The 20,111-nt window shown below is 42.7% G+C and carries 17 protein-coding genes, 4 tRNA genes and 2 pseudogenes; 7 read left to right on the plus strand and 16 right to left on the minus strand.

Features of this window, described 5'->3' with window-relative positions:
* Positions 1-3 precede the first annotated feature (3 nt).
* Complete coding sequence (locus H8706_RS00475; RefSeq protein ID WP_262431066.1) at positions 4-297, minus strand: peptidase associated/transthyretin-like domain-containing protein; 294 nt, start codon at positions 295-297, stop codon at positions 4-6.
* 32 nt (positions 298-329) lie between these two features.
* Entirely contained in the window at positions 330-1,700 is a 1,371-nt protein-coding gene (locus H8706_RS00480) for a mandelate racemase/muconate lactonizing enzyme family protein (protein ID WP_262431067.1), read from the minus strand.
* 125 nt (positions 1,701-1,825) lie between these two features.
* Here H8706_RS00480 and H8706_RS00485 point away from each other — a divergent pair, with 125 nt between their 5' ends.
* Positions 1,826-2,698: an AraC family transcriptional regulator gene (locus H8706_RS00485; RefSeq protein ID WP_178348209.1), complete on the plus strand. Its 873-nt coding sequence runs from the start codon at positions 1,826-1,828 to the stop codon at positions 2,696-2,698.
* Positions 2,699-2,726: 28 nt separating this feature from the next.
* Here H8706_RS00485 and H8706_RS00490 read toward each other — a convergent pair whose 3' ends face one another.
* Positions 2,727-4,118: a glycine--tRNA ligase gene (locus H8706_RS00490; protein WP_262431068.1), complete on the minus strand. Its 1,392-nt coding sequence runs from the start codon at positions 4,116-4,118 to the stop codon at positions 2,727-2,729.
* 134 nt (positions 4,119-4,252) lie between these two features.
* Here H8706_RS00490 and H8706_RS00495 point away from each other — a divergent pair, with 134 nt between their 5' ends.
* The 5 genes from H8706_RS00495 to H8706_RS00515 all read left to right on the plus strand — a co-directional run bounded on the left by H8706_RS00495 (position 4,253) and on the right by H8706_RS00515 (position 5,919).
* On the plus strand, positions 4,253-5,296 hold the full coding sequence (locus tag H8706_RS00495; RefSeq protein ID WP_262431069.1) for a YkvI family membrane protein: 1,044 nt from the start codon (positions 4,253-4,255) through the stop codon (positions 5,294-5,296).
* A gap of 112 nt (positions 5,297-5,408) precedes the next feature.
* A tRNA-Pro gene (locus tag H8706_RS00500) sits at positions 5,409-5,485 on the plus strand.
* A 172-nt stretch (positions 5,486-5,657) separates the two neighbouring features.
* Positions 5,658-5,733: transfer RNA gene (locus tag H8706_RS00505), tRNA-Val, on the plus strand.
* Positions 5,734-5,755: 22 nt separating this feature from the next.
* Positions 5,756-5,831 (plus strand) — tRNA-Thr (locus H8706_RS00510).
* A gap of 3 nt (positions 5,832-5,834) precedes the next feature.
* Positions 5,835-5,919: transfer RNA gene (locus H8706_RS00515), tRNA-Tyr, on the plus strand.
* Between the two features lie 147 nt (positions 5,920-6,066).
* Here H8706_RS00515 and H8706_RS00520 read toward each other — a convergent pair.
* The 11 genes from H8706_RS00520 to dprA (H8706_RS00570) form a co-directional block, all read right to left on the minus strand.
* Positions 6,067-6,921, minus strand: coding sequence for an aldose 1-epimerase family protein (locus tag H8706_RS00520; RefSeq protein WP_262431070.1), 855 nt, complete (start codon positions 6,919-6,921; stop codon positions 6,067-6,069).
* Positions 6,922-7,025: 104 nt separating this feature from the next.
* Positions 7,026-7,937, minus strand: coding sequence for a GerMN domain-containing protein (locus H8706_RS00525; protein WP_262431071.1), 912 nt, complete (start codon positions 7,935-7,937; stop codon positions 7,026-7,028).
* 113 nt (positions 7,938-8,050) lie between these two features.
* Positions 8,051-9,586, minus strand: a complete 1,536-nt coding sequence (locus H8706_RS00530) for a sensor histidine kinase (protein WP_262431072.1) — start codon at positions 9,584-9,586, stop codon at positions 8,051-8,053.
* Positions 9,561-10,235 (minus strand): response regulator transcription factor, encoded by a 675-nt coding sequence (locus tag H8706_RS00535; RefSeq protein WP_178347153.1) that lies wholly within the window; start codon positions 10,233-10,235, stop codon positions 9,561-9,563. Before H8706_RS00535 ends, H8706_RS00530 begins: the two co-directional genes overlap by 26 nt.
* Before the next feature lie 129 nt (positions 10,236-10,364).
* The gene (gene nifU, locus H8706_RS00540; RefSeq protein WP_262431073.1) at positions 10,365-10,811 is read right to left on the minus strand and encodes a Fe-S cluster assembly scaffold protein NifU; all 447 of its coding nucleotides are present in this window, start codon (positions 10,809-10,811) and stop codon (positions 10,365-10,367) included.
* 2 nt (positions 10,812-10,813) lie between these two features.
* Positions 10,814-11,992: a cysteine desulfurase NifS gene (gene nifS, locus H8706_RS00545; protein ID WP_262431074.1), complete on the minus strand. Its 1,179-nt coding sequence runs from the start codon at positions 11,990-11,992 to the stop codon at positions 10,814-10,816.
* Between the two features lie 149 nt (positions 11,993-12,141).
* On the minus strand, positions 12,142-12,405 hold the full coding sequence (locus H8706_RS00550) for a YkuS family protein (protein ID WP_262431075.1): 264 nt from the start codon (positions 12,403-12,405) through the stop codon (positions 12,142-12,144).
* Positions 12,406-12,484: 79 nt separating this feature from the next.
* Positions 12,485-12,958, minus strand: coding sequence for a ribonuclease HI (gene rnhA / locus H8706_RS00555; protein ID WP_262431076.1), 474 nt, complete (start codon positions 12,956-12,958; stop codon positions 12,485-12,487).
* Complete coding sequence (trmFO, locus tag H8706_RS00560; RefSeq protein ID WP_262431077.1) at positions 12,955-14,271, minus strand: methylenetetrahydrofolate--tRNA-(uracil(54)-C(5))-methyltransferase (FADH(2)-oxidizing) TrmFO; 1,317 nt, start codon at positions 14,269-14,271, stop codon at positions 12,955-12,957. Before trmFO ends, rnhA begins: the two co-directional genes overlap by 4 nt.
* Before the next feature lie 12 nt (positions 14,272-14,283).
* Positions 14,284-16,404: a type I DNA topoisomerase gene (gene topA / locus H8706_RS00565; RefSeq protein ID WP_262431078.1), complete on the minus strand. Its 2,121-nt coding sequence runs from the start codon at positions 16,402-16,404 to the stop codon at positions 14,284-14,286.
* Positions 16,405-16,450: 46 nt separating this feature from the next.
* Positions 16,451-17,653 (minus strand): DNA-processing protein DprA, encoded by a 1,203-nt coding sequence (gene dprA / locus H8706_RS00570; RefSeq protein ID WP_262431079.1) that lies wholly within the window; start codon positions 17,651-17,653, stop codon positions 16,451-16,453.
* A gap of 354 nt (positions 17,654-18,007) precedes the next feature.
* Between dprA (H8706_RS00570) and H8706_RS00575 the strand changes: the two are divergent.
* Positions 18,008-18,367, plus strand: a pseudogene (locus H8706_RS00575) (GTP-binding protein); the annotation flags it as partial.
* Here H8706_RS00575 and H8706_RS00580 read toward each other — a convergent pair.
* Both H8706_RS00580 and dprA (H8706_RS00585) read right to left on the minus strand, forming a co-directional pair.
* Positions 18,331-18,612, minus strand: a pseudogene (locus H8706_RS00580) (toprim domain-containing protein); the annotation flags it as partial. The pseudogenes H8706_RS00575 and H8706_RS00580 overlap by 37 nt on opposite strands.
* Before the next feature lie 46 nt (positions 18,613-18,658).
* Entirely contained in the window at positions 18,659-19,861 is a 1,203-nt protein-coding gene (dprA, locus tag H8706_RS00585) for a DNA-processing protein DprA (RefSeq protein WP_262431079.1), read from the minus strand.
* Between the last annotated feature and the right edge of the window lie 250 nt (positions 19,862-20,111).

Below are 20,111 nucleotides of genomic sequence, written 5' to 3' on the forward strand. Positions count from 1 at the left end.
CCTTTAAATTGAAAACGAAAATTCGTTTCCGCCGTTTTTAGAAAATTTAATCTTGCCGTTTGCACATTTGCCGTCCGCTGTGATTTCAACATCGTAATCGCCGTAAAATCCGCGTGTTTCGGCATATCCTGTACCGTTTGACGAGATTTTCGCATTTTTCACAGGCTTGCCGTCCGCGTCTGTCACGTTTATTTTTAAATTGCCTTTTCTATACTTTTCAATGCCGTCTTTAACTCTTTCGTCGGTGAAATCTCTGTATTTGTCGAAATACTCGAAAATCTTCATTCTTTCACCCATATTTAAACTCTCCTTAAATTTTTAAACGGGATTTAGCTCCATTCTCTGTCGTTCGCCCATTCGTTGTCCCAGAAAGATGTATCTGCCCACATTTCGGGATATTTTTCGTGCATATGCTCCGAAATAAGCTCCTCGTTTAAGCTGTCAATGCCAAGACCGGGCTTGTTGGGAACGTCTACGAAACCGTCTTTAAAGAGCGGATTTGCAATGCCGTATGCAAGATCGTTCCACCACGGAATGTCAACCGAATGAAATTCAACTGCAAGAACGTTCTGAACAGCCGCCGCCGCGTGAATTGCCGCCATACAAGCAATGGGGCTTTCCGCCATATGAATTGCCATAGCAACGCCGTATTTGTCGCACATATTGCCGAGTTTTTTCATTTCCATAGCTCCGCCGACCGTCAAAATGTCGGGGTGAACAACCGAAACTCCGCCGTTTTCCATAAGCGGTTTGAAGTTTTCGGCAAGATAAATGTCCTCGCCGGTGCAGATGGGAACGTGAACCGCATTTGAAATTTTCTCAAAATGCTTTGTGTAATGCCACGGCGCAATGTCCTCAATCCACGCGATGTTGTATTTTTCAAGACGTTTTGCAAACATTATGCAGTCCTCAATGCAAACGTGACCGAAATGGTCGATAGCAAGCGGAACTTCATAGCCGATAACGCTGCGAACCTGTTTTACGTAGTCTTCAAGATAATCCATGCCTTTTTCGGTCATATGTATGCCTGTAGCGTGGTGCGGAATTGTGAAAATTTCGTAGTTTTTGCCCAGCATCATATCCATATCTATAGAGCCTTTTTGATGGTTAATCGCCTTCATAGAGTATTTTTTGATGTCCTCCAAAAATCCCAAAGGCGCGTTAAGACAACCCGGCTCGTCCAGCATAAGCTCAATTCCGAGGTCCATTTTAAGGAACGTAAAGCCCTGTTCCATACGTTTTTTGAGCGCGTGGCCCATATCTGTGCCGGTATGCTTTCCGTCAACGTCGGTATCGCAGTACATTCTAACCTTGTCGCGGAATTTTCCGCCGAGCATCTGCCAGAGCGGAACGCCCCAGGCTTTGCCTGCCAAATCCCACATTGCAATTTCAAGTCCCGAGACACCGCCGCCCTGACGCGAATGACCGCCGAACTGTTTAATGCGTCGGAAAATTTTGTCAACATTGCACGGATTTTCGCCTACAATACGCGATTTTAACATAAGCGCATATGTAGCGCTCGACGCGTCGCGAACCTCGCCGTAACCGACAATGCCCTGATTTGTGTAAACCTTTATAAGAGGGCAGTGCTTGGGCGCGCCGTTAAGATTTGCAACTCTGATGTCCGTAATTTTTAAATCGGACGGTGAAGAGCAAGTGTTGACATTCTCTGAAATAATGTCGCTTAAATTTTTGTTCAAAATTTATTCCTCCTTGACATAATCGTATTTTTGTTATAATATGATTATATATCGCTCAAGGAAATTTTTCATCTACTATATTTGTAAGTTTATCCACTATATTCTGTTTTAAAGGATTGATAAAAATGCGGTTTGCCGAAAAAAGTTTATATTATGAAGAAAACAAACCACTTGTTAAAATATTTCATTCCACCGTGCCGTCGGGAAAGAGGGACTACCGCGAGCATCACCACACCGAGTGCGAGCTGTCGCTTTTTAAAAGCGGTGCGGGTGTGTATTCGCTTTCCGACAAAAGATACGAATTTAAAAAAGGCGACGTTTTTCTGTTCGGCAGTGACGAACCGCACTGCATAACCGATATTTACGGCGACGAAAAATTCGACCTTATAAACATCCACTTTGAACCGCGCGTTTTGTGGTCGGACAAAATGCTTGCCGACAAAAATTTTATCCGCATATTTTTCGACCGCGGTAAAAATTTTGAAAACCGCATTGACAGAAAAAATCCGTATACAAGCGTTATAAAAGACCTTATTTTTAAATTTGAAAACGAGGTCGGCAGCAAGAAATTCAACAGCGATATGATGGCAAAAATGTATCTTGTCGAAATTTTCACGCACCTTACGCGCGAATACGGCTATATAAACGAAAAAAGCGATTTTCAAAATTCCGCGCAGTCGCTTTCGTGCATAAACCGCGCTCTCAAATTTATCGACGACAACCTTTCTGACGAAATCACACTTGACCGTCTTGCAAAAGAGGCGGCAATGAACAAAACATATTTTTCAACCGTTTTTAAGAAATTCAACGGGATTTCGCCGTGGGAATATATTGTGATAAAACGCGTCGAAATGGCAATCGGACTGTTAAAATCCACCGAGCTTAAAAAGTTGGAAATTGCCGAGCAGTGCGGATTTAACAGCGCGTCGAATTTTTATAAAACCTTTAAAAAAGTGACGGGCAAACCGCCGGAATATTATTGCAAAAAAAGGGATTGAAAATTCAATCCCTTTTATATATATAAACTTAAAATTTTAATTTTTCTTCAATGTATGCCGCAACGTCCTCAATTTTAACGGACACCTGCTCCATTGTGTCACGGTCGCGGACTGTAACCATTCCCGTTTCTTCCGTTTCAAAATCGTATGTTACGCAGAACGGAGTTCCGATTTCGTCCTGACGGCGGTATCTTTTACCGATGCTCGACGCATCGTCAAAATCGCACGCGAAGTGTTTTGAAAGCTCATCGCGGAGCGCTTCAGCTTTTTCCGAAAGCTTTTTGGAAAGCGGAAGAACTGCGGCTTTAAACGGTGCAAGTGCAGGGTGGAAGTGCATAACAATTCTTGTATCTGTGTCCGAAATTTTTTCTTCGTCGTATGCTTCAACCAGGAACGCAAGCGCAACTCTGTCCGCGCCGAGCGACGGTTCGATGCAGTAGGGGATATAATGCTCGTTTGTGGTCTGGTCGAAATATTCGAGGTTTTCGCCCGAGTGGTTCATATGCTGTTTTAAGTCGAAATCTGTTCTGTCGGCAATTCCCCAAAGCTCGCCCCAGCCGAACGGGAACATAAACTCAATGTCGGTTGTAGCGTTGCTGTAATGCGAAAGTTCTTCTTTTTCGTGGTCGCGCATTTTGATGTTTTCTTCTTTTATGCCGAGTGACAAAAGAAAGTTTTTGCAGTATTCTTTCCAATATGCAAACCATTTTAAATCCTCGCCGGGCTGACAGAAAAATTCAAGCTCCATCTGCTCAAACTCTCTTGTCCTGAAGACAAAGTTGCCCGGTGTGATTTCGTTTCTGAAGGATTTACCTATCTGACCGATACCGAAAGGAATTTTCTTTCTTGTGGTTCTCTGAACGTTTTTAAAGTTTACAAAAATACCCTGTGCGGTTTCGGGACGGAGATAAAGCTCTGATTTTGAGTCCTCCGTAACGCCCTGGAAGGTTTTAAACATAAGGTTGAATTTGCGGATTTCGGTGTAATTTACTTTTCCGCACTTGGGGCAGGCGATTTTATTATCAACGATAAAATCGTACATTTTCTGGTTGTCCCAGCCGTCAACAACAACGGTTTCGCCCTTGTCGTGGAAATAATCTTCAATAAGCTTGTCGGCACGGTAGCGCGCTTTGCACTCCTTGCAGTCCATAAGGGGATCTGAAAATCCGCCTACGTGACCCGACGCAACCCAGGTTTGAGGGTTCATCAAAATAGCCGCGTCAAGACCTACATTATATTTTGATTCGGTGATAAATTTTTTCCACCACGCCTTTTTTACGTTGTTTTTAAATTCAACGCCGAGCGGGCCGTAATCCCACGCGTTTGCAAGACCGCCGTAAATTTCGGATCCTGGATAAACGAAACCTCTCGTTTTGCAAAGGCTGACGATTTTTTCCATTGTTTTTTCGGTATTCTTCATTTTAAAATCCTTTCCTTACAAAATATGTAAACTTATATTTATTTTACAAAAAGAATATACATATACTAGTTTATCTAAATATTTGCGATTTGTCAAGGAAAATCGGACTTTTTGGCAAACTTTTGGGGGTATTTATGAAAAATAATGTTTTAAAATGTTCTTTTTTGCTTTCCTGCACGTTTTTAGGCGCAGTAATCGGCGCAGGATTTGCGTCGGGCAGGGAAATTGCGGAGTTTTTTCTGCCGTTCGGAAAATGGGGGATTTTGGGGCTGTTTACGGCGTGCTTTGTGCTTGCATTCTGTTTTTATGCCGTAACAAAAACGGTTGCGGAAAACAGCATAAAAAATACATACGAATATCTTGAATACATAGCAAATCCGTTTTTTGCAAAAATTATTTATGTTTTTATATATGCTTTTTCGTTTGTGCTTTTGTGTGCAATGACGGCAGGAAGCGGTGCGCTTTTTAAACAGATGTTCTCTCTGCCGTATATTTTCGGGTCGGCGCTGATGTGCACTGTGTGCGGTGTAATTTTCTACCGCAACATTTACGGAATTTTAAATGCAAACGCGTATCTTGCGCCGATGATGATTTTCGGAATTATTTATATAGGAATTATTTCGCTTTTGGACACACATGAGGCTTTTTCTGATTTTGGCGGTATCGCACAGCTTTTTGTTTCGTCGCTTGTGTACGCAAGCTACAATTCGGTCGGTATAATCTGCGTTTTCTGCGAAATGGGGGATATGCTTAAAAATAGGCGGACGCCTCTTTTGTCGGCGGTTATGTCGGGAATTATGCTTTTTGCCGTAAGCATTGTTTTATTTCTTGTTTTACTAAAATTCAAAGACGACGCGTTAACGCTCGAACTTCCGCTTTTGAAAATTGCCGGGAATGCGAGCCTGTTTTATACCGTGCTGATGTTTTTTGCAATGCTCACAACCGCGGTGTCGTCGCTTTTTTCACTTATAAAATTTTGCTCAAACTCGTTTTGTGCTGAAAAAAATACAGCGGTTTACATATGCGCCTTTGCTTTTCTGTGTTCGCTTATGGGATTTTCCGAAATGGTGTCAAAAGTTTATCCTGTTTTCGGTTATATCGGGTTGTTTTTGATTGTGTATTCGGGGGTAAAATTTGTGCTTGACAGATGCAATAAAAAATCAAAAAGTTTAAAATAATGAGAAAAAGTGCGAAATACGAAGAAAATAGACAAAATATGCCGATAATTTAAAAATAACGCCGTTGCTCATATCGGAGATTTATAATAAAATGTAATAGTTGCATTTGCGACGGGGTTTAGCGCAGTTTGGTAGCGCACTTGGTTTGGGACCAAGGGGCCGGGGGTTCGAATCCCTTAACCCCGACCAAAGCGAAAATCCGTTGCAGGCGCAGTCGGATTTTCGCACGGTTTATCCGTCATTTTTTCGGATTTTCGTGTAAAACAGGAGATTTTAAAGAAAAATAAAAATTTTTTAAAGAAATTGAAAATTTTTCTTGACAAGCTATGATGCTTATGTTATAATAACTCTTGTGTTGTTCGGGTGGTTAGCTCAGCTGGGAGAGCGTCTGCCTTACAAGCAGAGGGTCACAGGTTCGAGCCCTGTACCGCCCACCAACTTCACTTTAAAACTTAATATGCTGGTGTAGCTCAATTGGTAGAGCAGCTGATTTGTAATCAGCAGGTCGCGGGTTCGAGTCCCATCACCAGCTCCATATGGGGAGGTTCCCGAGTGGCCAAAGGGGGCAGACTGTAAATCTGTTGCGTCTCGCTTCGATGGTTCGAATCCATCCCTCCCCACCACCAAGGCTTTGTGATTGACGGTAACGTTGGTTGCAGAGTTTTTTTTCGTCCGAAAAACGCGCTGATGTCATATTGTGACTTTTTTATTTGAAAATATTTTTAAAAATACAAAATAAGTCCTCCGAAAAATCGGAGGACTTAAAAAATTTATTTTTCAAACGTAATTGTGTGAAGATTTGTTTTTGTTTCATTCGGCGTAAGCTTTGTTATGCAGAATTTCTTTGTAAAGTCGTAATCGCTTGCTTCGTCGTCGGGAGCAGATGACCACGGCTCTATGCAAATGTAGGGCGCGCCGGGTTTTGTCCAAAGCATAAGGCAGTTAAAACCTGCAAATTCAACTTTAATTTTTCTCGTTCCGTTTCTGTGAACGAGTGTAACGCTGTTTGATTTAACGTTTTTGAAAACAAGCGCGTCAACTGCAAAATAATCGTATTTAAGCGGTAAAACGTTTGTATTTTCAATAATCGGCACATATTCGTCCGCCAAAAGATTGCCGTGCAAAACCTGGCTTTTGAGCGTTTCATTTTCCTCAAAAACAACATCGTAATTTTCAATGCCGTCCTCGCAGAGATATCCCTCGTGACCGCCGATGCCGTAATACATATCAACGTCCGATTTGTTTGTGACGTCATACTTTACCGAAAGCGTTTTTCCGCTTAATGTGTAGATAACCCTCAATTCAAACTCAAACGGATACTGTTTTCTTGTTTCGTTGGTTGCTGTGAGAAGAAAAACCGCCTCTGTTTTGCTTGCTTTTTCAACGTCAAACGTCATAAAACGCGCAAAACCGTGTTTTGCAAGCGTGTATTCCTTGCCGTGAACGAAATATTTGTCATCTTTCAATCCGCCGCAGATAGGGAATACCAGCGGTGCGTGCATACCCCAAACGTTCGGGTCTGCCGTCCACATATATTCATTTCCGTCAGTGTCTTTTACACTGTGTATTTCCGCGCCCGTTTCGCTGATGTCAACGGTGAGAAATTCGTTTTTAAGTTCTACCATTTGTAAAATCTCCTTAAAATCAGTTTTGTTTATTTTACCACATATGAAAAATTTTTTCAAGTAAAAAAAGGATACTTTCCGCAGAAATATCCTTTTTTGCAACATTATTTTGAAATTATACTTGCGTCGCGTTCAAACGGCTCATTGAATACCATATGTTTAAACACTTCAAGCTTGTTTCCGTCTACCAAAAACTGAACCTTTTGAATATGTTCAAGCTCGGTGAGGGAGTTTACGATTGAATAAACCGTCATATATTCACCGGCTGAGCCGCCGCTGTGCTTTGAAACAAATTCCTGCGAGAAATTCACAAAACATATGCCGTCTTTTGTTTCAACCGACAAAAGTTTTGTGCCGTCGGGAATGGTTGAGCGCAGAGATTTATCTGTCGGACCTTTCATAAGCTCGGTTATTACCGTTTTTTCAATGCTGTTGTCCGCAACCGCCGCGGTGCGCGCCTCGGGAACGAGAAACATTGCCGCATCATCCGAGAAATAAAGCGTCACGGTTTCGTATTTCGTGGTGTTCTGCGTAGGTGTGGTAACAAGGCTGTCCTTTGAAATTTCGCCCACCTTGTCGCCGTTTGCGCCGAGAAGTTCAACACCGTTTACGAAAATTTTGATTTTGTTTATTCCGTCAATTTCAAAGAGCGTTTTCGCAACCGAATGACGCGCCAGAAGTTCGTCGGACGGTGCAAGAGTGTTGTATTCGGCAGAGAAATCAAGCGTAACAACGCCGTTTGACTCGTCAAGGCTCAAAAGCTTTGTTCCGTCGGGAATAACGCGTACCAAAGGTGAATCGGCCGGTCCTTTCAAAAGTTCGTTTATAAGGCTTTCCAAAAACTTTTTATCCGTGCCGATATTGCCGTCGTAGGCGCGTTCCTCGCTTTTTAATTCCGTTTTTTCCGTATTCGCGAAGTAAAGCTTAATTGTGCTTTTTTTGCTTTTTCCGCACCCGAAAAGCGCGGTGATTATTATAATAAAAATTATACCTGCTAACCAAATATTCTTTTTCACATTAACCCTCCGTTTCTTAAAAATACGAAACGTATGTTTTACTTAATGATATTACTTCAAGCTTATCATACTATAAAATCTTTACAAAACAATGAACATATGTTACAAATGTGTTAATTTTCGGTGAAAAGGGGTATAGACACTGTAAATGTACTGCCTTCGTCGAGCTTGCTGTCAACGCTGATTGTACCGCCTATCATCTCGATGCTTTCAAGCGCAATGGCAAGTCCGAGCCCCGTTCCGCCTGTTTCGCGTGCGCGTGCCTTGTCAACGCGGTAAAATCTGTCGAATATTTTTTCACATTCTTCCTCGCTTATGCCTATTCCCGTATCTTTAACCGCAATAAGCGCGTTGCCGTCCTGTTTTGTAATGCCGATTATAACTTTTCCGCCGTCGGGCGTATACTTTATTGCATTGTCTATTATATTATAAATGCCCTGCCATAATTTGTCGTTATCTGCCATAATGTAAAGACTTTCACAGTACGAACAGTTAATTTCAATATTTTTCGCCTCGGCGAGAGGGGAGAGATTTTTAACAATATCCATAACCACCTCGCGCACGTCGATAAATTCAAAATCGAGGTTGATGTTTTCGGCTTTAACATTGTCGAGCTTTGTAAGATACAAAAGCTTTTCGATAATTCTGTTCAGCCTGTCGACTTCGGTGTTCATATCGTTTAAAAATTCGCGCACATATTTCATATCAATGTCGGAATTTTGCGCGATAGAGTCGCTCATAAGCTTGATTGAGCTTAACGGGGTTCTCAATTCGTGCGATGCGCTGGACACAAAATCAACTCTTTTTTGCTCAAGCATAACGAGTTTGTCGCTCATTGTGTTGAACGCTTCGCCGAGCCGTGCAACCTCGTCGTGACCTTTAATTTCAAGCCTTTCGTCCAAAACGCCGTCGCTCATTTCGGTGATTTTTTCGGTGAAATCAACAATCCTTTTGGTGAGAAGGTTTGCAACGATAAAAATAAACAAGCCGATTATAAATGTGATTACCACAAAAACAATAATTATGTCTTTTGTAAGCGGAGATATGATTTTCTCCTGAATATCGGTTGTGTAGCGCACGTTAACCGCGCCGAGGGGAGCGTTTTTGTTAATCGGAACGGCAACGTCGATAAGACTTTTTCCGTCTTCGTTTTCAACTATTTCGCCGCCCTCCTTGCCCTGGAGCGCGCTCATAACGCTTTTTGTGCTTTGCACCGTGATTTCACTGCCGCCGGGGTTGAACGAGTCGAACATAACCTCAGCCTGGTTGTTAAGTATGATAACGCGCGTTTCTTTCGGAATACGCAGTGTTTCGGACAAAAACAAGTCAAATCCCGGTGCAACCTGTTTCTGATCGGGCGAAATGTAGTTTCTCTCTGCAATAAGGCTTGCAATCATATTCGCTGTTGCGGTGGCATTCACCTGTTCGTTTTTGTTAAGATAGGTGCTTATCGAATTGATTATGTAGTAGCTGAAAATAAAAAGCGTTAAAAACATAATCAAAAAATACGTCGGCACAAGCTTGCTTGTTATTGTGTCGAATTTTATTAAAAACGACTTGATTTTTCCTGTTTTTTTTTCTTTTTTTACGGGCATTTCGTCGTTTTCTTCTTTTTTTGAAAAATTAAGATTTAAAATAATATCCGGCACCCCATTTCGTCATAATGTATTTCGGTTCTGCGCTGTTCGGCTCGATTTTCTCGCGCAGACGTCTTATGTGAACGTCCACCGTGCGCGCGTCACCGGGGTAGTCGTAGCCCCAAATAAGGTCAAGCAGATTGTCACGGCTGTAAACCTTTTCGGGGTTTGACAAAAACAAATCCATAAGGTCAAATTCCTTTGAGGTGAGGTCTATGCTCGAACCGTTGATAATGATTTTGCGCTGGTTGTAGTCAAGCGTAATGCTTCCGTACGAAATTTTTGATTTGTCAACGCTTACCGGTGCGGTACGGCGCAAAATTGCTTTAACCCTCGCTTTAAGTTCAAGAATGTTAAACGGCTTTGTGATGTAATCGTCCGCGCCGTATTCAAGACCCATAATTTTGTCCATATCTTCAGCCTTTGCAGTGAGCATAATTATAGGCACGGCAGAAAATTCGCGCACCTTTTGGCACACGGTTATGCCGTCGATTTTCGGAAGCATAAGGTCGAGAATTATAAGGTCTATGCTCTTGTCGTGCGCAAGCTTTAATGCCTCCTCGCCGTCATATGCCGCCTCTATTGTGTATCCGTCTTGTTCAAAGTTGAATTTCATTCCTTTTACAAGCAGTTTCTCGTCGTCAACTATAAGTATTTTCATTTAATGATCCCCTTGCAGAATTTATATATAAATATACAATTTTATTCTATCATATGTTTTTGATAAACGCAAGAAAAAAATAAAAATCCTGCCTTGATAAAAGTTCAAAGCAGGATTTAAAATTATTTATTATTCGTGATGATGTTCGTCGTGGCCGCCGCAGCTTGAACAGCATCCGTCACAGCCTTTTTTAACTTTTTTGTCAATTCCGGCGTTGTCGTAATAGTTCTGTATTGCCGCGCCGATTGCCTCCTCGGCAAGAACGGAGCAGTGAACCTTTACGGGCGGAAGTCCGTCGAGAGCCTCCATAACGGCTTTGTTTGTAAGCTTTAATGCGTCGTCGACGCTTTTGCCTTTAACAAGTTCTGTTGCCATACTGCTTGTTGCAACCGCCGCACCGCAGCCGAATGTTTTGAATTTAACGTCTTTAATAATGTTATCCTCAATACGCATTGAAATTTTCATTATATCTCCGCATTTTGCGTTGCCGACCTGACCTACCGCGTTTGCGTTTTCAACCTCGCCGACATTTCGCGGATTTGAGAAATGGTCTAAAACTTTTTCACTGTACATCATAATCAATTACTCCCTTCAACGCCCTCATACAAAGGCGACATTTGTCTTAATCTGTCAACTATTTTGGGCAGTTCTTTCAAAAGAACGTCGATTTCTTCTTTTGTGTTCTGCACGCCGAGGCTTATTCGGAGCGAGCCGTGCGCAATTTCGTGCGGAAGTCCGATTGCCAGAAGAACGTGTGACGGGTCGAGTGAACCAGATGTGCAGGCAGAACCCGACGATGCCGCGATGTGCTTCATATCGAGCATCAGAAGAAGCGATTCGCCCTCGATAAATCGGAATGAGAAGTTTATGTTACCGCAGAGACGCTTTGTTCTGTGACCGTTAAGACGGCAGTAGGGGATTGTCTTTTCGATTTCCTCTATCGCATAGTCGCGCAGTGCGGTGAGTTTTTTAACTTTTTCGTCAATGCCGGCGGTTGACTTTTCCAAAGCATAGCTCAAGCCGACAATTCCCGGTGTGTTTTCTGTTCCGGCACGTCTGCCCGATTCCTGCGCACCGCCGTTTATAAAGTTGTTTATGCGAAGTCCTTTTCTGATATAGAGTGCGCCCATACCTTTGGGACCGTTGAATTTGTGTGCCGAAAGCGAGAGCATATCAATGCCCATTTCGTGTACGTTTATCTTAACCGCACCGATTGCCTGAACCGCGTCGGTATGGAATGTGATGCCTTTTTCTTTTGCGATTTTTGCGGCCTCCTCAATCGGTTCGATTGTGCCGATTTCGTTGTTCGCAAACATAATTGTGATTAAAATTGTGGTGTCTTTAATCGCATTTTTAAGGTCGTCAATCGAAATAAGACCGTCCTCGTCAACGGGGAGATAGGTAACTTCAAAGCCCTCTTTTTCAAGCGCTTTCAATGTATGGAGAATCGCGTGATGTTCAATCGCCGTTGTGATGATGTGGTTGCCTTTCGATTTTTTCGCCGAGCAAAGACCTTTAATTGCCCAGTTGTCCGACTCCGAACCGCCCGATGTAAAGTAAATTTCGCTTGCGTCCGCGCCGAGGCATTTTGCAACTCTGTCGCGCGCCTCGTCAATAGCGGCACGGCTTCGTCTGCCTATTTCGTATATGGACGACGCGTTGCCGTAGTTGTCGGTAAGATACGGCATCATTTTGTCCAATACATCTTTTGCAAGCGGTGTTGTTGCCGCATTGTCAAAATATATCAAGTCGTTCATTTGTAAAAACTCCTTTTTGTATACATTTAAGTTATAGGTGTCTAACTTAACAACTACATTATAACACTTGTTTTTTCATTTTTCAACATATAATACCAATAAATTTTAAAAAAAGTTTCAGAATTTTTTGTTCAAAAGGCTAAAAAGGCTTAAATTCTGAAAAGCGGACTGTAAAGACGCGACTTTAAAATGAGGTCTATATCCTCCGCCGTTTTGCCCTGCGCGTTTATCATAAGCACGCCGTTTTGACCTTGAAAAAGGCAGTTGTCCGCAGAAAGAATACCGTTGTTCCGACTGCCCGAAAAGATATATGCGTCGGCAAAAACATTGCTTTTTGCGTAAATTACCGTGTATCCTTTTTTCAAAAGCGCATTTTTAATGCCGTCAAGTCCTTTTTCCACAGCAACCGTCATAAAATCAACTCCTTGCTTTATTGTTTGCGGAATTTGATTTTATATACCAAATTGTGGAATTTAAAATTTATCAAAAATTTTACTGATTAAAATTTTCGTCAACCGAGAGATTGTCTTTTAAAATTGCGCCTGTCGCAAGGCGGTCGCACCGCTCGTTTTCGGGGTGGCCGGCATGGCCTTTAACCCACACAAATTCAACGATGTGATATTGTATCAGTTTGTAAAGCCGTTCAAACAAATCGACGTTTTTTGCCTTTTCGCTTTTTGTGCGCATCCAGTTGTTTTTGCGCCATTTTTCAAGCCAGCCGAGATTTACAGAGTCTATAAGATATTTTGAGTCGCTGTAAAGCGTAACGTCGCATTTTTCTTTGAGCGCCTCAAGACCTTTCACCGCGGCGAGAATTTCCATTCTGTTGTTTGTGGTTGAAACGAACCCCTCCGAAAGCTCTTTTTTTGCTCCGTTAAAGCATAAAATAACGCCGTAACCGCCCTTGCCGGGGTTTCCGCTGCACGCGCCGTCGGTGAAAATTTCAACCTTTTTTAAATTGCTCATAAAAGTGCCTCCGATATTTTCTTCGCAAATACGTCGGTAAGCGCAAGCGAGCGCGCCGCGATTTTCTCGTTTTTCTCACGTTTTTTGCGTATTCTTTCGCCGAGAGGGTCCATTATGCCGAAGTTTACGTTCATCGGCTGAAAATCAACAATTCCGCGGTTGCTGATGTAGTTTGCAAGCGCGCCGATTGCCGTTTCACGCGTGAAATCAAGCATTTCTTTGCCGTTTAAAAGCATCAGCATATTAAGCCCTGCGTTAAGTCCCGACGCGGCGGATTCGACATAACCCTCAACGCCCGTGAGCTGACCCGCAAAAAATATTTTTCCGCACTTTTGAGCCTGGTAATATTTGTTCAAAAGCTTGGGCGAATTTATATAAGTATTTCGGTGCATAACGCCGTAACGGAGAAATTCTGCATTTTCAAGGCCCGGAATAAGCGAAAACACACGTTTTTGCTCGCCGAATTTTAAATGCGTCTGAAATCCGACGATATTATACATAGTCGCACCGGTGTTGTCTTGGCGAAGCTGAACAACTGCGTAGGGCAGAGTTCCGTTTTTTGGATTTTCCAGTCCTACGGGTTTTAACGGCCCGAACAAAAGCGTCATTTCACCGCGCTTTGCCATCTGCTCAACCGGCATACAGCCCTCGAAAACAGAACCGTTTTCAAAGCCGTGGACCTCGGCGCATTCGGCGTTTATAAGCTCGGTGTAAAATTTAAAATACTCGTCTTTTGTCATAGGGCAGTTTATATAATCCGCGTCGCCCTTGCCGTAGCGTGCGGCTTTGTATGCCTTTGTCATATCTATGCTTTCGTATGAAACTATCGGCGCGGCGGCATCGTAAAAATGCAGATATTCGCCGCCGAAAAATTTCTGAATGTTTTCGTAAAGCGCACCGCTTGTGAGAGGTCCGCTTGCAACGATTGTATAGTCACCCGTGTCAAAATCGGTGATTTCCTCGTTCATCACCGTGATGTTGGGGCTGCTTTTTATTTTTTCGGTAACAAGACGTGAAAAACCGTCCCTGTCAACCGCAAGCGCACCGCCTGCCGGAACGCGCGTTTTGTCGGCACATTCCATAATGAGCGAACCCAAACGGCGCATTTCTTCCTTTAAAAGTCCGACCGCGTTTTCGATATTTCCCGCGCGCAGAGAATTACTGCACACAAGCTCGGCGAAATTTTCGCTCTTGTGCGCCGGCGAAAACTTTTTTGGTTTCATTTCGTATAAATTAACCTTGATATTGTTTTGCGCAAGCACATATGCCGCCTCACAGCCTGCAAGACCTGCGCCGATAACATTAACCGTCATATTGCATATCCTTTATTTTTCAGTGTCTTTTTTGGTCTTCTTTTTGCTCTCTTTTTCGTCACGGCATTTGGGACAGTATTTGCCTTTAAATCTGCCTGTGCGCTGATACATCTGCGAACCGCATACGGGACATTTTTCGTCCAGCGGTTTATCCCAGCTTGTAAAGGCACATTCGGGATAACCCTCACAGCCGTAGAACAATTTTCCGCTCTTTGTTTTTTTCTCCACAATCGCTTTTCCGCATTTGGGGCAAAGCGTGCCGGTTTTCTTCACAATCGCCTTTGCGTTACGGCATTCGGGGAAACCGGGACAAGCGAGAAATTTGCCGAAACGGCCGTGTTTGTAAACCATAAGACGACCGCATTTTTCACACACAACGTCCGAAACTTCGTCTTTTAATTCAATATTTCCGATTGCTTTTTCCGCGTCCTCAACGGTTTTTACAAACGGGGGATAGAAGTCTGCAATAACCGTGTGCCAGTCTATGTCGCCGTCGGCAACCATATCAAGCTGTTCCTCCATTGCCGCGGTAAATGTAACGTCCACAATTTTTGAAAAATATTCTTTCATAAGGTCGGTTACAATCATACCGAGTTCTGTTGCGACAAGCTGTTTTTTCTCTCTCAAAACATATCCGCGCGCAATGATTGTTGTAATTGTCGGCGAATATGTGGACGGTCTTCCGATTCCTTTTTCTTCAAGCGCTTTGATAAGACTTGCCTCGGTGTAGCGTGCCGGCGGCTGAGTGAATTTTTGTTCTTCTTTAAGTTCTTTAAGCTTTAATACATCACCGTTTTCAAGCTTGGGAAGCTTCTTTTCCGCCTCTTCTTTCTGGTCTGCGCCCTCGGTATAGAGAATTGTGAAACCGTCAAATTTAACGGTTGAGCCTGTTGCCTTGAATGTGTATGAATTTGCGTCAATCGTCGCGGAAACCGCGTCGTAAACAACGTTTGTCATCTGGCTTGACAAAAATCTTTCCCACACAAGCTTGTAAAGCTTAAACTGGTCGTTTGAAAGATTGTCTTTTATCTTAACGGGCGAAAGGTCGAGCGACGTGGGACGTATTGCTTCGTGCGCGTCCTGTGCTTCTTTTTTCGTCTTATAAAAACGAGGAGCGGGGGTGATGTACTCATCGCCGTATGCCGTCTTAATATATGCGCGCGCCTGCGCCTGAAATTCCGACGAAATACGCAGTGAGTCGGTTCTCATATAAGTTATAAGACCGACAGTGCCTCTGCCCGTGATGTTAATTCCCTCGTAAAGCTGTTGTGCCGCCTGCATTGTGCGCTTGGTGGTAAAGCCGAGTTTCCGCGCCGCCTCCTGCTGCATTGTGCTTGTGGTGAACGGTGGTGCAGGGGTGCGCTGTTTAACAGACTCTTTAACGTCGGAAACCACGTAGGACGCGCCGTCAAGCGCTTTTAAAACCTTGTTTGTGTCCTCTTCGGTTTTAAGCTCGCATTTTTTGCCGTTAATGCCGTAAAATTTCGCGGTAAGCGCTTTTTTGTCTTTTAAAAGGTGCGCGTCAAGCGTCCAGTATTCTTCGGGGATAAAATCCTTTATTTCGTTTTCTCTGTCGCATACAAGGCGCGTTGCAACCGACTGCACTCTGCCGGCGCTCAAGCCTTTTTTTACCTTTTTCCATAAAAGCGGGCTGATTTTGTAACCCACAATTCTGTCAAGAACACGTCTTGTCTGCTGGGCGTCCACAAGGTTAATGTCTATTTCACGCGGTTTTTTGATGGAATCGGTAACCGCGGTTTTTGTGATTTCGTTAAAAGTTATACGGCATTTTTCGCCTTCGTCAATGCCTAAAATCCGCGCAAGATGCCACGAAATGGCTTCTCCCTCGCGGTCGGGGTCGGTTGCGAGATAAACTTTCGATGACGATTTTGCCTCTTTTTTCAGCGAGTTTACAAGCTCCGCTTTTCCTCTTATTGTGATGTATTTCGGCTCATAATTATTTTCGGGGTCAATGCCGAGCTTGCTTTTGGGAAGGTCGATTAAATGCCCCATACTCGCCATAACCTTATAATCTTTGCCGAGATATTTTTTTATCGTTCCTGCTTTTGCAGGCGACTCCACTATGACCAGTTTTCCTTTTTTTACAGTTTTAGAACCGGTTGATTTTGCCATTTGGATTACAAACCTCCGTTAAATTTATATAAAGTCTGAAATTCTTCTATATTGCAAGCGTGTATAAATCGCCTGCCTGTGAAATGATTTTACCGTTTAATTCGAGTTCGAGCAAAGGTACACTCAAATCGGAAACGCTTATTCCCGTGAGTGCCGATATTTTGTCGATGTGCATAGGCTCGCCGTTTATAACCGAAAGAACCTTTTCGGATACCGACAGTTCCTTAACCACTGCGGTGCCGTTTTCTTCCGCGAAAGCTTGATTTTCTGCATTTTCGTCCGAATTAAAATCAGAGTCTGGCGCAAAACGCATTTTTGACTCTTTTTCTTCAAGATTAACAATCGCGCGTGCGATTTTCTCCTTAAATTCGTCTTTTGACGCGTAGTTGACAATAATATCATCGGCGTTTGTCGCAAGAAGCGCGCCGTCTTTTAAAAGCTGATTTGTGCCCTTTGAATTAAGACTGTTTATGTTGCCGGGAATTGCGTAAACCTCTCTGCCTGCTTCGTTTGCAAGCGACGCGGTGATAAGCGAACCGCTTTTGAAAGTTGCCTCAACCACAACAGTACCGCTGCAAATTCCGCTTATAATTCTGTTGCGCTCGGGAAAATGATGCTTCATAGGCTCGGAATTGGGCGGATATTCGGTCATAACCATACCCGTTTCCATTATTCTTTTCATAAGGTAAGCGTTTGATGCAGGGTAAACCCTGTTTATTCCGCAGCCGAGAACGGCAACCGTGGGCGCTTTTGCGTCCAGCGCACCGAGATGCGCTGCCGAATCTATACCGTCCGCCATACCGCTTACAACAAGTGCGCCGTTTTTAGCAAGGTCGTTTGCAAGAGAACGCGCAACGTTAAGTCCGTATTGCGTAGCCTTGCGCGAGCCTACAAGCGAAATACACAGATAGTCATTGAGATTTATAAAATTCCTGCCTCGGCAGTAGAGGACATACGGATAATCGGCGGTTTCCTTCAAAAGATACGGATATGCCTCGTTATCGGATGTTAAAATTCTTACATTATACTGCGCAAGCGTGTTTAAAAATTTGTCTATTCCGTCAACGCTTTTGTCGCAGAGTCTGCTTTTTTCTTCTGCGTTAAGAAACTTGAATTTGCCGTAATCGCTTTCCGATGCGTCATAAAGTGCGTCGATGTTTACGAAAACCTCGTCGAGCATAACCTTAATCTTTGCACGTCTTATTCCGCATTTAACAGTCAGCCAAAGCCATTTATCAACGTTCGTCATTTGCAGTCACTCCGAAATATGTGTTTGAAAATATTCACTATTTTATACAGTACAATAAAATTTATCATTTGTAAAGAGTTTTTTTAAAAAAGTTTTTTCCTTTATAATAAGCAAATATTAAAAAAACGGCGCAAAAATGTCAAAAACCGTCTTGTTTGCTGTGCATTATGCACAAAAATAAAATTATGATGATATAAAATTGTGCATATTTCACATAAAAATTATAAAATTTTGGTTATTATATTTTTTTAATTCAAAAGGAAATAACCAAAGTAAAATAGAAATATAATGATAAAGGCGAAAATGAAAATTTATGCCGAAAATATAAAATTATATAACAAGGAGGAAAGGTAAATGTTTGACTATGAAACCAAAAACTTAAGAAATGTTTGCTTGATTTCGCACGGCAACGCCGGTAAGACGTCGCTTTGCGAGGCCTTGCTCTATAAGGCTAAAGCGACGGACAGACTTGGCAAAGTGCTTGACGGAAACACAGTATCGGACTATGATGCAGAGGAAATTAAACGTAAAATTTCGATTAACACAACAATCGAGCCGCTTGAGTGGAAGGGCGTTAAAATTAACATTATCGACACGCCGGGATACTTTGATTTTGTAGGCGAACAAATCGAGGGCGTCGAGGCTGCGGACAACGCGGTTATTATGGTTAGCGGAAAATCGGGCGTCAGCGCAGGAACGGAACGTTCGTGGGATTTTGCCTCTTTTTTCAGCGAGTTTACAAGCTCCGCTTTTCCTCTTATTGTGATGTATTTCGGCTCATAATTATTTTCGGGGTCAATGCCGAGCTTGCTTTTGGGAAGGTCGATTAAATGCCCCATACTCGCCATAACCTTATAATCTTTGCCGAGATATTTTTTTATCGTTCCTGCTTTTGCAGGCGACTCCACTATGACCAGTTTTCCTTTTTTTACAGTTTTAGAACCGGTTGATTTTGCCATTTGGATTACAAACCTCCGTTAAATTTATATAAAGTCTGAAATTCTTCTATATTGCAAGCGTGTATAAATCGCCTGCCTGTGAAATGATTTTACCGTTTAATTCGAGTTCGAGCAAAGGTACACTCAAATCGGAAACGCTTATTCCCGTGAGTGCCGATATTTTGTCGATGTGCATAGGCTCGCCGTTTATAACCGAAAGAACCTTTTCGGATACCGACAGTTCCTTAACCACTGCGGTGCCGTTTTCTTCCGCGAAAGCTTGATTTTCTGCATTTTCGTCCGAATTAAAATCAGAGTCTGGCGCAAAACGCATTTTTGACTCTTTTTCTTCAAGATTAACAATCGCGCGTGCGATTTTCTCCTTAAATTCGTCTTTTGACGCGTAGTTGACAATAATATCATCGGCGTTTGTCGCAAGAAGCGCGCCGTCTTTTAAAAGCTGATTTGTGCCCTTTGAATTAAGACTGTTTATGTTGCCGGGAATTGCGTAAACCTCTCTGCCTGCTTCGTTTGCAAGCGACGCGGTGATAAGCGAACCGCTTTTGAAAGTTGCCTCAACCACAACAGTACCGCTGCAAATTCCGCTTATAATTCTGTTGCGCTCGGGAAAATGATGCTTCATAGGCTCGGAATTGGGCGGATATTCGGTCATAACCATACCCGTTTCCATTATTCTTTTCATAAGGTAAGCGTTTGATGCAGGGTAAACCCTGTTTATTCCGCAGCCGAGAACGGCAACCGTGGGCGCTTTTGCGTCCAGCGCACCGAGATGCGCTGCCGAATCTATACCGTCCGCCATACCGCTTACAACAAGTGCGCCGTTTTTAGCAAGGTCGTTTGCAAGAGAACGCGCAACGTTAAGTCCGTATTGCGTAGCCTTGCGCGAGCCTACAAGCGAAATACACAGATAGTCATTGAGATTTATAAAATTCCTGCCTCGGCAGTAGAGGACATACGGATAATCGGCGGTTTCCTTCAAAAGATACGGATATGCCTCGTTATCGGATGTTAAAATTCTTACATTATACTGCGCAAGCGTGTTTAAAAATTTGTCTATTCCGTCAACGCTTTTGTCGCAGAGTCTGCTTTTTTCTTCTGCGTTAAGAAACTTGAATTTGCCGTAATCGCTTTCCGATGCGTCATAAAGTGCGTCGATGTTTACGAAAACCTCGTCGAGCATAACCTTAATCTTTGCACGTCTTATTCCGCATTTAACAGTCAGCCAAAGCCATTTATCAACGTTCGTCATTTGCAGTCACTCCGAAATATGTGTTTGAAAATATTCACTATTTTATACAGTACAATAAAATTTATCATTTGTAAAGAGTTTTTTTAAAAAAGTTTTTTCCTTTATAATAAGCAAATATTAAAAAAACGGCGCAAAAATGTCAAAAACCGTCTTGTTTGCTGTGCATTATGCACAAAAATAAAATTATGATGATATAAAATTGTGCATATTTCACATAAAAATTATAAAATTTTGGTTATTATATTTTTTT

The organism is Qingrenia yutianensis (genome assembly GCF_014385105.1).
Taxonomy (GTDB): domain Bacteria; phylum Bacillota; class Clostridia; order UMGS1810; family UMGS1810; genus Qingrenia; species Qingrenia yutianensis.

Coding starts and splice junctions, on each gene's coding strand:
- H8706_RS00495 (WP_262431069.1), top strand. CDS start 4,253: ATGAAAAATAATGTTTTAAAATGTTCTTTTTTGCTTTCCTGCACGTTT.
- trmFO (WP_262431077.1), bottom strand. CDS start 14,271: ATGACGGTTAATGTTATCGGCGCAGGTCTTGCAGGCTGTGAGGCGGCA.
- nifS (WP_262431074.1), bottom strand. CDS start 11,992: ATGAACGACTTGATATATTTTGACAATGCGGCAACAACACCGCTTGCA.
- topA (WP_262431078.1), bottom strand. CDS start 16,404: ATGGCAAAATCAACCGGTTCTAAAACTGTAAAAAAAGGAAAACTGGTC.
- H8706_RS00550 (WP_262431075.1), bottom strand. CDS start 12,405: ATGACGGTTGCTGTGGAAAAAGGACTTGACGGCATTAAAAATGCGCTT.
- nifU (WP_262431073.1), bottom strand. CDS start 10,811: ATGATGTACAGTGAAAAAGTTTTAGACCATTTCTCAAATCCGCGAAAT.
- H8706_RS00485 (WP_178348209.1), top strand. CDS start 1,826: ATGCGGTTTGCCGAAAAAAGTTTATATTATGAAGAAAACAAACCACTT.
- rnhA (WP_262431076.1), bottom strand. CDS start 12,958: ATGAGCAATTTAAAAAAGGTTGAAATTTTCACCGACGGCGCGTGCAGC.
- H8706_RS00490 (WP_262431068.1), bottom strand. CDS start 4,118: ATGAAGAATACCGAAAAAACAATGGAAAAAATCGTCAGCCTTTGCAAA.
- H8706_RS00475 (WP_262431066.1), bottom strand. CDS start 297: ATGGGTGAAAGAATGAAGATTTTCGAGTATTTCGACAAATACAGAGAT.
- dprA (WP_262431079.1), bottom strand. CDS start 19,861: ATGACGAACGTTGATAAATGGCTTTGGCTGACTGTTAAATGCGGAATA.
- dprA (WP_262431079.1), bottom strand. CDS start 17,653: ATGACGAACGTTGATAAATGGCTTTGGCTGACTGTTAAATGCGGAATA.
- H8706_RS00535 (WP_178347153.1), bottom strand. CDS start 10,235: ATGAAAATACTTATAGTTGACGACGAGAAACTGCTTGTAAAAGGAATG.
- H8706_RS00520 (WP_262431070.1), bottom strand. CDS start 6,921: ATGGTAGAACTTAAAAACGAATTTCTCACCGTTGACATCAGCGAAACG.